8 protein-coding genes and 1 pseudogene are annotated in these 12,913 nt (G+C 70.4%); 6 read left to right on the top strand and 3 right to left on the bottom strand.

The genetic code is table 11. From position 1 onward, the window contains the following. Nucleotides 1–69: 69 nt before the first annotated feature. Nucleotides 70–294, bottom strand: a pseudogene (gene tnpA / locus FDZ84_RS39775) (IS200/IS605 family transposase); the annotation flags it as partial. 117 nt (nt 295–411) lie between these two features. After that, a complete protein-coding gene (locus FDZ84_RS41385; RefSeq protein WP_168590591.1) occupies nt 412–519 on the bottom strand; it encodes a winged helix-turn-helix domain-containing protein in 108 nt (35 codons plus the stop codon). A gap of 721 nt (nt 520–1,240) precedes the next feature. Here FDZ84_RS41385 and FDZ84_RS35250 point away from each other — a divergent pair. Next, complete coding sequence (locus FDZ84_RS35250) at nt 1,241–1,939, top strand: RNA-guided endonuclease TnpB family protein (RefSeq protein ID WP_168589355.1); 699 nt, start codon at nt 1,241–1,243, stop codon at nt 1,937–1,939. Between the two features lie 69 nt (nt 1,940–2,008). On the opposite strand, the gene FDZ84_RS35245 is transcribed toward FDZ84_RS35250, so the two are convergent. Further along, nucleotides 2,009–2,593, bottom strand: a complete 585-nt coding sequence (locus FDZ84_RS35245; RefSeq protein ID WP_168589354.1) for a GNAT family N-acetyltransferase — start codon at nt 2,591–2,593, stop codon at nt 2,009–2,011. 147 nt (nt 2,594–2,740) lie between these two features. Between FDZ84_RS35245 and FDZ84_RS35240 the strand changes: the two genes are divergently transcribed. From FDZ84_RS35240 to aroF, 5 genes are all read left to right on the top strand, one after another. Further along, the gene (locus tag FDZ84_RS35240) at nt 2,741–3,976 is read left to right on the top strand and encodes an MFS transporter (protein ID WP_168589353.1); all 1,236 of its coding nucleotides are present in this window, start codon (nt 2,741–2,743) and stop codon (nt 3,974–3,976) included. A gap of 203 nt (nt 3,977–4,179) precedes the next feature. Further along, nucleotides 4,180–7,338, top strand: coding sequence for an amino acid adenylation domain-containing protein (locus FDZ84_RS35235; protein ID WP_168589352.1), 3,159 nt, complete (start codon nt 4,180–4,182; stop codon nt 7,336–7,338). Then, nucleotides 7,335–8,843 carry an argininosuccinate lyase gene (locus FDZ84_RS35230; protein WP_168589351.1) on the top strand — a complete coding sequence of 503 codons (1,509 nt, stop codon included), beginning with the start codon at nt 7,335–7,337 and terminating at the stop codon, nt 8,841–8,843. Before FDZ84_RS35235 ends, FDZ84_RS35230 begins: the two co-directional genes overlap by 4 nt. After that, the gene (locus FDZ84_RS35225) at nt 8,840–9,775 is read left to right on the top strand and encodes a kinase (protein WP_168589350.1); all 936 of its coding nucleotides are present in this window, start codon (nt 8,840–8,842) and stop codon (nt 9,773–9,775) included. Before FDZ84_RS35230 ends, FDZ84_RS35225 begins: the two co-directional genes overlap by 4 nt. Then, entirely contained in the window at nt 9,775–12,891 is a 3,117-nt protein-coding gene (gene aroF, locus FDZ84_RS35220) for a 3-deoxy-7-phosphoheptulonate synthase (protein WP_168589349.1), read from the top strand. Before FDZ84_RS35225 ends, aroF begins: the two co-directional genes overlap by 1 nt. Nucleotides 12,892–12,913: the final 22 nt, after the last annotated feature.

The raw sequence follows: 12,913 nt of genomic DNA, 5'->3' as shown, positions 1-12,913 counted from the left end.
CCGTTCACGGCCGGGAGGAATGCGATCCCTAGAGCACGGTCTCCCCCGGCAGCGCGCCGTCCGTCGCCAGGAACCCGCAATGTAGGACGGGGACCAGAAGTGGCTCCCCCACAGGTATTTGCGGATGTGCTCGGGAAACTCCCGACGCAGGCGGCGCGAGGAGACACCTTTAAGACTGTTGACCAGGCGAGACAAGGCGACCTGTGGCGGGTAGTGCACTGGTAGGTGCACGTGGTCGGTTTCGCCGTTGAACTCGCGCAGCTGGGCTGCGAAGTCCGCGCAGACCGCGCGCATGGCGTTCACGCTGAACCGTTTCCCCGGTCTTGCCCACCACCGGTGTCCGGCCGACCGGTGCCCAGGTTCGGCGTACTGCGGCATCGGAGCGGGTCCCGGTCTGGTCCAGCCACAAGATCACCGCGCCCTCGCGGCGGCGATGGCCGGATAGTCCTCCTCCCGCCATCGGCGCACGGCCTCGGGGTCCTGCTCGTAGGCCCTGCGGATCGGTTTCTGCGGAGACAGACCCCCGGGAACGCAGACAGTTACCGACGGTGCGCAAACTCAACACGACGCCGTGCCGCACCCGGATCAACCCGGCCACCGCCTTGTGGGTCCACACCACCCCAGCCGAACGCGGCGGAGCTTGCGCGACCGGCCCGAAGCGGACTGGATCCGCGAGGACACCCGTATGCGCTGCCGGCGCACCCTCACCACCCGTCTGTGGTCACCCGAGGACGGCGCAATTTCGCGAGAAATTGACCGTCACCCGGGTGAACGCCAATTTCTCGCGAAATTGACACCCCTCGCCCAACCGAAGGAGAACCACCGATGTCCCGGATCCAGCACGTTCGTCCTGTTCAACCTGCTGGTCCTGCTGATTCTCGCCATGCTCACCACCCAGCTACCCGCAAGAGTCATCGCGTTGTCAACGGGCCGGCACGCCGGAGGCGGCGGCGGTGCCTACACGGTCTGGCACCTCGGCCGACATCGAAGCCGAAACCCGTAACGAAGAGCACCGGGCGGAACAAGAACACCCCCACAGACCACCGGGATTCCCCGCAGCCGACCCAGACGAGCCCGGCGCCCCAGACGAGCGCACCGGGCGGCACCACCTGTGTGCCTGAATTACGCACGGTGTCGATCTGGACCGTGCACGGGCGGATGCGCGACGTTGCGTTCACCGGCTCGGAAAAGCGGCCTGAAAACCCTGGTGGATCACCGGCAGGGTGAGTCGAGCCTGCTGTTGCGGGACGGCAAGTGGTTCATCATCGCCACCTGCGACGTTGCGGAAGAACCACGGTTTGAGCCGGTGGAGGGGATCGGGGTGGACCGGGGCATTAACAACCTGGCCATCACCAGCGACGCCGCGAACTGTTCCGGTCGTCGCCTGAATCGTTACCGGCGTTGGCAGGCTAAGAAGAAGGCAGAGATCCAGGCCGGAAACACCCGTTCGGCAGCTCGCCTGCTGAAAAAGCGCGCGAAGCGGGAAGCGCGGCACGACGCGCACATGAACCATAAGATCGCGAAGGATGTGGTGGCCGTCGCCCAACGCACCGAACGCGGAATCGCCCTCGAAGAACTCGGTGGTATCCGCGAGCGGGTCACGGTCCGACGCGACCAGCGGGCCACGCAATCCTCCTGGCCGTTCGCCCGGCTCGGGGACTACGTCGCCTACAAAGCCCGGCGTGTAGGGGTTCCCGTGATCGAGGTGGACGCGCACTACACCTCGCAGCACTGTCCGCGCTGTGGTCACACCGAGCGGGCCAACAGGCCCAATCGGGACTTTTTCTCTTGTCGTCGGTGTGGTCTCGCTGGATCCGCTGACGTCGTCGCCGGGGTCAACGTGCGCGACCGCGCACGCTCGGCGTGGGTATTTGTAAACATGCCCGATCGCACCGGGTATAGGTGTGTATGCGACCCGTCTCGTCACAGCCAGCGGTGAGACGGGAGCGCAAGCAAAGCCCCTATGAACCGAGCCGCTTAAAAGCTCGGTCCTTAAGGGCCGAGTTGTTTACCCGCGCGCGGTCCGCTCCCCGGAGCGAGCCGCCCCGGCGCGCTGCTCCCAGTCGGTGGCCAGCATCGCGTAGACGGCGAGATCGGCGCGCTCGCCCTTGAGCATCTCGCCCTGGACGAAGAAGGCTTCGCGTCGCATGCCGAGGCGCTCCATCAGGCGCTGCGAGCTGTGGTTGTTCCCGTTGCACAGGCCGACCACGCGGTGGAACCCGTAGCTCTCGAATGCCATTCGCAGCACCTCGGCTCCGGCCTCGGTGGCATAGCCGTGGCCGGAGTGGTCGGGATTCATCACGAACCCGATCTCGGCGCGGCCAAGCTCGGCGCTGAGCCACTCCAGGTTGAAGTCCGCGATCAGGCGGCCGGTCTCGCGCAGTTCCACGGCGATCGCCAGGTTCTCGCCCTCGGCGGCCAGCTCGGTCTGGGTGATGCGCACCGCCAGCGCCTCCCTGGTTTCCTCCAGGGTGCGGGCGTTCCAGAACAGGTAACGTGCGACGTCGGGGCGGCGCTGGATGTCGTACAGGTCGTCCAGATCGGATTTGGTGAACGAGCGGAGCAGGAGACGTTCGGTGACAACGGGTCGCATGAGTGAGGGCCGCTCCGGATCGGGTTCTCGGATCGATGAATTCCGTCGCGCGGATTTTCCGGTCGGACGGCGCGGCAACAATAGCAGCCCGGAATACGACTGTCCCGCATCTCCGCCGGAATCCACCCCGTTCCGGGTGGTCGGCCGGTGACGCGCACGACGCCATTGGTCGCGCTGGTCGCGGCGGGCGGCATCGCCACGGTGGGATCGACGATGACGCTGATCGCCATTCCGTGGTTCGTGCTGCAGACCACCGGCAGCGGGGTGAGCACCGGGCTGGTGGCCGCCGCCGAGACGCTCGGACTGGTGCTGTCGGTGGTGCTCGCCGGCACGCTGGTCGACCGGTACGGTGCCCGGCGCGCCAGCTTGGTCGCGGACCTGTTCACCTGTGGTGCGGTGGCGCTGATTCCGTTGGCGCACAACACGGTGGGCGTGTCGCTGCCGTTGCTTGTGGTGCTGGCGCTGGGCATCGGCGCCGGCCGGGCCCCGTCCCGCAGCGCCAAGCAGGTGCTGCTGCCCGCGGTGCTGGCTGTCACCGGGACCCGGATTTCCCGTGGCACCAGCGCGGAGGAGGCTTCGCAACGGGCGGGTGACCTGTTCGGGGCCATGCTCGGCGGCCTGCTGATCGCGTTGTTCAGCCCGGCCACCGTGCTGCTGGCCGACGGCGCTGCGCTGCTGCTGGCGGCGGTGCTGGTCGGCATGTTCGTGCGGGTGCGTCCCGTGTCCGGTGGCCCCAGCGCCGCCGGTTACCTGCAGGAGCTGCGGGAGGCACTGGGTTACCTGCGGCGGGATCGGCTGCTGGTGGTGCTGGGCGCGAGCAACGCCAGCAACAACGCGCTGACCACCGGGCTGCTTTCCGTGCTGCTCCCGGCGTTCGGCGTGCTGGTCTGGCACAACAGCACGCTGGTAGGGGTGCTCATCGGGGCTGCCAGCGGCGGCAGCGTACTCGGCACCGCGCTCTACGCGCTCCGTGGCACGGGACGGCACCGCTGGCGCACCTTCGCCGTCTGCGGGCTGCTCTCCGGTCCTCCGGTGTACCTCGTGGTGGCGCTCGGCCCCCCGCCGGTGCTGTTGGTGGGGCTGGTTTCGCTGAGCATGGTGGCCAACGGCGCGCTGAACCCGGTGATCGCCGCGGTCAAGTACGACCGGGTGCCGGAACCGTTGCGCGGCAGGGTGTTCAGTGCCCTGCACGCGGTGGGCAGCGCGGCGATGCCACTCGGCTCGGTTACCGCCGGGGTGCTGCTCGATGGGATCGGTCCGCACGGCGCGGCGTACGCGCTCTGCGGCCTGTGCGTGATCGCCGCCGGGTGCCCGTTCGTCTTCAAGGTGTGGCGGCAGATGGACGCCGCTTCGCGGCAGCTCGGTTCAGCTGCCGCGAGCTGACCGCTTCGCGTGGCATGTCGCGCAACAAATGCCACCTGCCCGCAATAATTGCCGTGTTCGTGAGCAACAAAGCCGGTCTGGTGCGCGCCGCGAGTTGCCTAATGTTGACCGGGAAAGCCAGGAAAGTGCGGGTTTCCTCTGCCATTTCGGTTTCTTCGCCATTTCGAGTTCAGGCCGTGTGGTGGCCCGGGAGTTGCGTGTAGATGATTTCGCCCGATCCGACCGTCGCGCGGGTGGTGAGCACCGGCCCGTCAAGGCGTGCCGCCACGGTGGTCCCGCGCTGGCCGGCGCCGGGCGCGGCCACGCCGGTCGGCTGCCGCTTGGAGATACCGGCGGCGTTGCTGGACCGGCTCCACGCGACCGCGAACGCGCGGCACGGGGCTGTCGATTCTTTCCTGCTCGCGGCGCACCTGGCCGTGCTCTCCGCCGTCACCGGTGAACCCGCGCCGGTTGCCGGGTTGATTACCGAATCGGCTATCCGACCGGTGCGTGCGGAGGTCGGCGGCCGGAGCTGGCGGGAGCTGGCGGCGGGCGTCGTCGAGGTGCGCGCGGACTCAGAAACCGAATCCGTTCTCGATCTTTCTCCTGGCGGTGTTGTGCACGACGGGGTGCTCGGTGTCCGGTTCGCCGACGGCGCGCTGTCGGTGACTTCACGATCCGACTTGCTCGATGCCGAGGCGGTGACCCGCATGGCCGGGTATCACCTGAGCGCGTTGCGCCTGCTTGCCGACGACCTCGACGCGGTGCACCGCGTCGAAGATCTCTTGAGCGAGCAGGAAATTCGTCATCAGCTTCGGGATCTCGCTGGGCCGCGCGAGCCGCTGGGCGAGCGGATGTTCGCCGAGCTATTCACGGAGCAGGCCCGCCGACGTCCCGACGACATCGCGGTTTCACATCGCGACCGCAGCTGGACCTACCGCGAACTGGACGAGCGTTCCACCGAGGTGGCTGCCGCCCTGTTGGACCGCGGTCTCGCCACCGGTCAGATCGTCGCCGTGGTCTCGGCGCGGGATCTCGGTTGGGCCGCGGCGGTGCTCGGTGTGCTGCGGGCCGGTGGCGCCTATCTCCCGGTGGACCCGGGCGCGGCCGCGAGCCGGATCGCCGGGGTGCTGGACCAGGCCGGCTGCTCGATGGTGCTGGCCGGAGCGGGCATCGACGGCGCAACGGTGGGTGCCGGGCGTTGTGTGCTCACCATTGACGAATTGCTCGGCACCGGCGCGTCCGCCACCACGGTCGCCGTGGCGGCGGACGCGCTTGCGTACGTCTACTTCACCTCGGGCTCCACCGGGACGCCGAAGGGCGTGATGTGCGAGCACGCGGGCCTGCTCAATCACTTGCTGGCCAAGGTCGCCGACATGGAGCTGACGCCGGGGGAGGTGGTGGCGCAGACGGCCTCCCAGTGCTTCGACATCTCGCTGTGGCAGCTACTCGCGCCGCTGCTTTGCGGTGGCAGCTCGCGAATCGTGGATTCCGAGGTGTTGCTGGACGTGGACGCTTTCCGCGACGAGCTGGCCGCTTCCGGAATGCGGGTCGCGCAGCTCGTGCCGTCCTACTTCGAGGTGCTGGTCGCCCGGCTGGAGAGCCGGCCGGGCGGGCTGGGGCGGCTGCGGGCGATGTCGGTGACCGGCGAGGTGCTGCGCCCGGATCTGGTGCGCCGGTGGTTCGCCTGCTGTCCGGGCATCACGCTGGTCAACGCCTACGGCGCCACCGAGTTGTCCGACGACACCACGCACGCGGTGCTGCGGCATCCGGACGAGCCGGTGACGCTCGGGCGCGCGGTGCGCAACGTCGACGTCTCGTTGATCGGTGACGACCTCTCGCTGCTGCCGCTCGGCGCGCCGGGGGAGATCGCCTTCTCCGGGGTCTGCGTGGGCCGCGGGTATCTCGGTGACGAGGAGCAGACCGCGCGGGCCTTCCGGCCCGACCCGCACCGGCCGGGACAACGGCTCTACCGCACCGGGGACCTCGGCCGCTGGCTGCCTGGCGGGCGGCTGGAGTTCCTCGGCCGCCGTGACGAGCAGATCCGCATCCGGGGCGCACGGGTGGAGATCGGCGAGGTCGAGCACGGGCTGGCCGATATCGACGGAGTCGACTCGGCGGCGGTCGTGGTGGACAGCGCCGAGGGCCGGGAAGCCATCCTGGTGGCGTTTTTCACCGGCTCCGGGGAGCTCGATGGGGGAGAGGTGCGCGCGCGGCTGGCCGCGCAACTCCCCGGCCAGCTGGTGCCCACCTACGTGCACCGGCTGGACCGCCTGCCGCTCAACGCCAACGGGAAGACCGACAAAGCGGTGCTGGTCGCGCTGGCGGCCACGCTTGGGCACGCCGACGGGCCGTACGCCGCTCCGGCCACGCCCACCGAACGGGCGCTGGCCACCGCCTGGGCCGAAGTGCTGCACGTGCCGTTGGAGCGGATCGGGCACGCGGACGACTTCTTCCGCCTCGGCGGCACTTCCCTGTCGGTGGTGCGGCTGCTGGTCAAACTGGACGGGCTGGTGTCACTGCGGCAGGTGCTGGCGCACCCGGTGCTCTCCGAGCTCGCCGCGGTGATCGACGAACGCCGTCCGCTCCCGCCCCAGCGCCTGCTCCACTCTCTGTCCGAAGTGGACTCCGATTCCGTTGCGACGTTGGTCTGCTTCCCGCACGCGGGCGGGAACTCGGTCAACTTCCAGCGGTTGGCGCGGGAGCTGCGGGCACCGGGCGTCCAGGTGCTCGGCGTCGAGCCGCCGGGTCATGATCTCGGCGCCGAACCGGCCGAACTGGCCACGGTGGACGCGATTGCCGAGGCGGTGCGCACGGAACTGCGCGATCACCGGAGCGCGCCCCTGCTGGTGTGGGGACACAGCACCGGCGCCGCTCCCGCATTGGCACTGGCCCGGCTGCTGGAGGACGAGGGCGCACCGGCGCACCACGTGTTCCTCGGCGCGATCCGGCCCGCCACCGAGGACCAGTTGCGGGCCGAGGACATCCGGGTGACCGTGCTGGGTGATCGCGAACTCGTGACGGCGATGCTGGAGGATAGCGGCTACATCGAGGTCGACGGCCTCAAACCGGAGCGGGCCCGCGTCGTCGGGGCCGCCTACCGCCACGACGTGCGCAGCGCCGGTGAGTTCTTCCGCGGCGCGCTGCGCTCGCCGCTCGCGCACCGGGTCGACACCCCGGTGGAGTTGGTCGTCGCCGCCGACGATCCGCACACCAGTGAGGCCGCGCGTCACCTGCCCGCCTGGGCCGGGCTGACCCGCCGACTGAGCCTGCGCGAGCTCGCCGAGGGCGGCCACTACTTTCCGGGCAGCAGAGCCACCGAAGTCGCCGGCGTGGTGCTCGGCGCCTGCCCACACCTGTTTCGAACGAGGAGCCCGGTTTGAGCATCGACCACACCAACCTGACCGGCCGGATCTCGGCCGGGCCCGACGGCCTGCTGCGCACGGAGATCCTGGAACCGCAGCTCCGGTTCGAGCTGGCCTGTCTGCTGCCGCACTACGTGCGCTTGGAGAAGGTGCTGCTCGCCGAGTACGCCAGGATGGGCCTGCTGACCGGCGAGCAGGTGGGGCTGATCTCCGGGCTGCTCGATCGCGCCACCCCGGACGCGGTGGAGCGGTCCGCGCGCGGGGCGATGAGCGACCTGGTGTTTTCGCTGGAACGCTTCATCAGCCAGCGGTTGCCCGAGGTGCCGCCCGCCTGGCACGTCGACCGCAGCCGCAACGACCTCCAGGCCTCCGCGCAGGTGCTGTACGGCCGGGCCCGACTGCTGGACACTGCCGAGCTGCTGATCGAGTTGGGCCGCGCCGCCGGGCGGCTGGCCGCCCGCACCGGCGGGCTGATGATGCCCGGCTACACGCACATGCAGGCCGCCCAGCTGGTCAGCCCGGCGTTCTACTTCTCCGCGCTGGCCGAGCAACTGCTCCACACGCTCTCGCGGCTGGAGCCGGTCTACCTGACCGCCAGCGCCTGCCCGATGGGCGCGGGCGCGATGGCCGGTCAGGAGCTGGGCTGGGATCGCGAACGCATGGCCCGGCTGCTGGGCTGCGAGAGTGTTCAGCGGCACGCGTTGCGCGCGGTGTCGCAGCGGGACTGGGCGCTGGAGGCCTGCGCCGAGTTCTCCATGCTGGGCGTGGCGCTGAGCCGGTTTGTCACCGACCTGATGATCTGGGGCGGCACCGGCTACGGCTACCTCGACCTGCCCGACGACTGGTCGGGCATCTCGTCGGCGATGCCGCAGAAGAAGAACTTCCCTGTGCTGGAGAGGATTCGCGGCCGCACCGCGCATCTGCACGCGGCCTATCACGGCATCGCGACCGCGCAGCGCGCCACCCCCTACAGCAACTCCGTGGAGGTGTCCAAAGAGGCCAGTGCCCAGGTGCCCGCCGCGTTCGACACGCTCGCCTCGATCTCGCGCCTGCTTACCGGCGTGCTGGACCGCCTGGAGTTCAACGAGGAACGCCTCGCCCGTGCCTGCGAGGCGGAGTATTTCGGCGGATTCACCCTCGCCAACCAGCTGACGCTGCGAGCGGGGGTGCCGTGGCGGACGGCCCAGGTGGTCACCGGCCGATACATCGTCGCCGCGGTGGCGAAGGGGCTGCCTCCCGCCGAGCCCGAGCCGGCCCTGCTGGAAAAAGTGCTGGCGGAGCACGGATATGCGACACCGCTCGCGGAAACCCTGCTGCGCGAAGCCATGGACGTCACGGCCGCACTGCCCGCCAAGCGCACCGCCGGGTCGACCGGGCCCGAGCCGATGCGCGAGCTGCTCGCCACGCAGGAGGCCGAGTTCGACCAGCTGGCTTCGGCCTGGGCCGCGCGGCGCACCCGGCTCGCCGACGCCGATGCCGAGCTGGCCGCCGTGCTGGCCGAGGCCGCGGGAGCGCGGGCGTGAGCGGAGCCACCGGCAGCCTCGCCGGGCCCCGGCCGTTCTATCGCGGGGTGACCGGCGTCGGCACCGCCTTCGGAGTGTTCGGTGAACTGCTGCAAGGGGTGCTGCCGGAGCCGGAGGGCGATTTCCTGGTCACCTTGCCGATCGCGCGCTGGTCCGTGGCGACCTTCCGGGGCAGCGCGGACACCGGCGAGCTGACGGTGTGGCCGCGCCGCAAGACCAAGGCGCTCCGGCTGGCCCGGATGATCCTGGCCGACGCCGGGCGGCCGATCGGCGGGGAGATCACCATCGACAGTGGCCTGCCCGAGGGGAAGGGCATGGCCAGTTCCTCGGCGGACCTGGTGGCTACCGCCCGGGCCGTGGCCAACGCGCTCGGCATCAACCTGCCGCCCCGGCGGATCGAGAACTTCCTGGCCCGCATCGAGCCCACCGACGGCGTGCTCTACCCCGCGGTGGTCGCCTTCTACCACCGCCGGGTCGCGCTGCACTCGGTGCTCGGCTCGCTGCCGCCGATGACCGTGGTCGGCGTGGACGAGGGCGGCGAGATCGACACCGTGGAGTTCAACCGCATCCCCAAGCCGTTCACCGCGGCCAACCGGCGCGAATACGCCGGACTGCTGGCGCGGATGGCGGAAGCGGTGGGGCGGCGGGACCTCGCCGAGGTGGGCCGGGTGGCCACCCGCAGCGCCCTGATGAACCAGGTCCTGCGGCCCAAGGCCACGCTGGAGCGGATGCTCGGTGTCTGCGCGGACGTCGGCGGGCTCGGGGTGGTCGCCGCGCATAGCGGGACCAGCCTCGGTGTGCTGCTGGACCCGGCCGTGCCCGGCTACCCGGACCAGGTCGCCGCGGCGGCCGGCGCATGTTCGTCCATCGCGGGAAACGTCGCGGTGTACCGGTGTTTGAGCTTCGACGGAATGGGAATGGGACGGCGCTGATGCTGAGTCACAGCCTAATCGACGCCATCGGCGGCACTCCGCTGGTGCGGTTGCGGGCCGGAGCGGACCGCGGCGTGGAGATCCATGCCAAGCTGGAGTTGCAGAACCTGTTCGCGATGAAGGACAGGGTGGCCAAGCAGATCATCACGCGCGCCCGCGAGTCCGGCGAACTCGCCGAGGGCGCGCCGATCGTTGAAAGCTCATCGGGCACCATGGCGCTCGGCGTGGCGCTGGTCGGCACCCTGCTGGGGCACTCGGTGCACATCGTCACCGATCCTCGTATCGACCGGATCACCCTGGCCAAGCTCACCGGCCTCGGCTGCCAGGTGCACATCGTGTCCGAAATGGACGAACACGGATGGCAGGGCGCCCGGCTGACCAAGCTGAACGAGCTGATGAACACGCTGCCCGGCGCCTTCTGGCCGCGGCAGTACGCCAACCCGGAGAATCCCGCCGCCTACCGCGCGCTGGCTGATGAGCTGGTCACCGACCTGGGGGGCGTCGACGTGCTGGTCGGCTCGGTGGGCAGCGGCGGGTCGCTGTGCGGCACGTCGCGCGCGCTGCGGGAGCGGCTGCCCGACGTGCGGGTGATCGGGGTGGACTGCGTCGGCAGTGTCCTGTTCGGACAGCCGGACTGGCCGCAGCGGCTGCAGAGCGGGCTGGGCAACAGCCTGCACCCGCCGAACCTCGACCACTCGCTGATCGACGAGGTGCACTGGCTCAACGACCGGGAGGCGTTCGATGCCACCCGGGCGTTGGCTCGCGAGGAGAAGCTGTTCACCGGCAACACCTCGGGGTCGGTGTACCGGGTGCTCACCTGGCTCGCCGCCACCGCCCCGCCGGGCACGCGGATCGTCGGCATCTTCCCCGACCGCGGTGACCGGTACGCCGAGACCGTGCACCACGAGGGGTACTGGGCCGAACGCGGCCTCGCTGAGCTGCCGCTCGCGGAAATTCCACGGCAGGTTCGCGCCGGCACCACGGTGTCCAGCTGGTCCTACCGGGTCGCCGACGGCGACCGCCCACCGCTGTTCGTCTTCGTCGAGTCGAACACCACCGGCACTGGCATGCGGGCGCTCGGCGTGGCCAGGGAGCTCGGTTACCGGGCCGTGCTGATGACCAACTGGCCCGAGCGGTATCTGGGCCTGGCCGATACCGGGGCCACGGTGGTCACCTGCGACACCAACGACTTCGACGCGCTGAACCAGGCGGTCGGCAGGGTGGCCGGTCGAGCCCCGATCGCCGCGGTGACCACGACCAGCGAGTTCTACCTGGCCACGGCCGCCCGCCTGGCCGCCGGGCTGGGCCTGCCCGCGGCCGACGCCGAGGCCGTCGGACGCTGCCGCGACAAGGGCGCGCTCCGGGCCGCGCTGGCCGAGGCCGGTCTGCGGCAGCCGGTGTACACCGTCGTCACCGACGCCGTGTCCGCTTGGGAAGCGGTCGCCGGGGTCGGCCTGCCCTGTGTGGTGAAGCCGGTGGACGACTCGGGCTCGACCAACGTGCTGCTGTGCGCCACCGTCGGGGAGGCGATCGCCCAGGTGAACCGGGTCTTGGCCGTCACCGAGAACGGCCGAGGCCAGGCGACCCGCCGCGCCGCGCTGGTCGAGCAGTTCCTCGACCAGCCCGAGTACAGCGTGGAGATGTTCGGCACTGGCAAGGAGCAACGGCTGGTCGGCATCGTCGAGAAAACCGTGACGCCAGGCCCGAACTTCGTGGAGAGCAGGCACATCGTGCCCGCGGATCTGCCCGCCACGGTCGCCGAGGAGATGGCCGCGGCGGTCCGTGCGGCACTTTCCGCGGTGTCGCTGGAGTTCGGCCCCAGTCACACCGAGGTCAAGCACGGCCCGGACGGCACCGCCGTCGTCGAGATCAACCCGCGCCTGGCCGGGGGCATGATTCCCGAGCTGTTCCGGCTGGGCACCGGGATCGACCTGCTGGAGGCCCAGGTTCGCTTCGCGGCGGGCGCGGAGATCGAGCTGCCGGAGTCGTTCGAGGGCTATGCCGGCATCCAGTTCCTGCTGCCGCCTGAGGAAGGCGTGCTCGAAGAGGTGACCGGCGTGGAGCAGACCAGGGCGCTACCCGGCGTGCGGGCCGTGACGGTCACCGCGAAACCCGGGCAGCGCGTCGCCCCGCCGGTCGACGCGTACGGCCGCGCCGGGTATGTGATCGCCACGGCGGCCAACCGCGGGGAGCTGGTCGAGATCCTGGACCGGGCTCGCGCACTGATCGGCTTTCGGTTGCGGCCGGGGTCTGCCCGCGTGGCGTCGGCGTATCCGCTGGTGAGCAGAGAGGCGCGCGAGAGCCGTTCGGTGGTGGAGGTCGGTGGCGTCGCCATCGGCCCGGACACGTTCACCCTGATCGCCGGACCCTGCGCGGTCGAGACGCCGGAGCAGACTTTTGCCGCTGCCCGGCTCGCCAAGGCCGCGGGGGCTTCACTGTTACGGGCCGGCGCGTTCAAACCGCGCAGCTCGCCGTACGGTTTCCGGGGCCTGCGCGCGGAGGCGTTGCGCATCCTGGCCGAGGTTCGTGCCGAGACAGGGATGCCGGTGGTCACCGAGGTGGTCGATAGCCGAGACGTGGAGTTGGTCGCCGGCTGGGCGGACATGCTCCAGGTCGGCACGCGGAACATGCAGAACTTCGGTCTGCTGGAAGCGGTGGGGGACAGCGGGAAGCCCGTGCTGCTGAAGCGAGGCATGAGCGCGACGGTCGAGGAGTGGCTGCTGGCCGCGGAGTACATCGCGCTGCGTGGCAACACCCGAATCGTGCTGTGCGAGCGCGGCATCCGCACCTTCGAACCCGCCACCCGCAACACGCTGGACCTCTCGGCGGTGCTGGTCGCGCAGGCCCGGTCGCACCTGCCGGTGGTGGTCGATCCGTCCCACGCGGCCGGGCGGCGAGAGCTGGTGCTGCCACTGGCCCGCGCGGCCGTGGCGGCCGGGGCCGACGGGGTGATGATCGACGTCCACCCGGACCCGGCCGCGGCGCTGTGCGACGGCCCGCAGGCGCTCGGCGAGCCGGAGGTGGCCGGCCTGGCCGGGGCGATGCGGGACTGGGCCACGCTGGCCGGACGTCTGCCGCAGGAGTTGCTCGGCTCCGAGTCGGCCGCGCTGCGCTGACCCGGCCGAGCATGGTGGGGGC

It is taken from the genome of Saccharopolyspora sp. ASAGF58 (assembly GCF_012277335.1).
Taxonomy (GTDB): Bacteria; Actinomycetota; Actinomycetes; order Mycobacteriales; family Pseudonocardiaceae; genus Saccharopolyspora; species Saccharopolyspora hattusasensis.
Note: the sequence above shows the minus strand (reverse complement) of the source record. Positions and strands in the feature narration are given on the sequence as shown.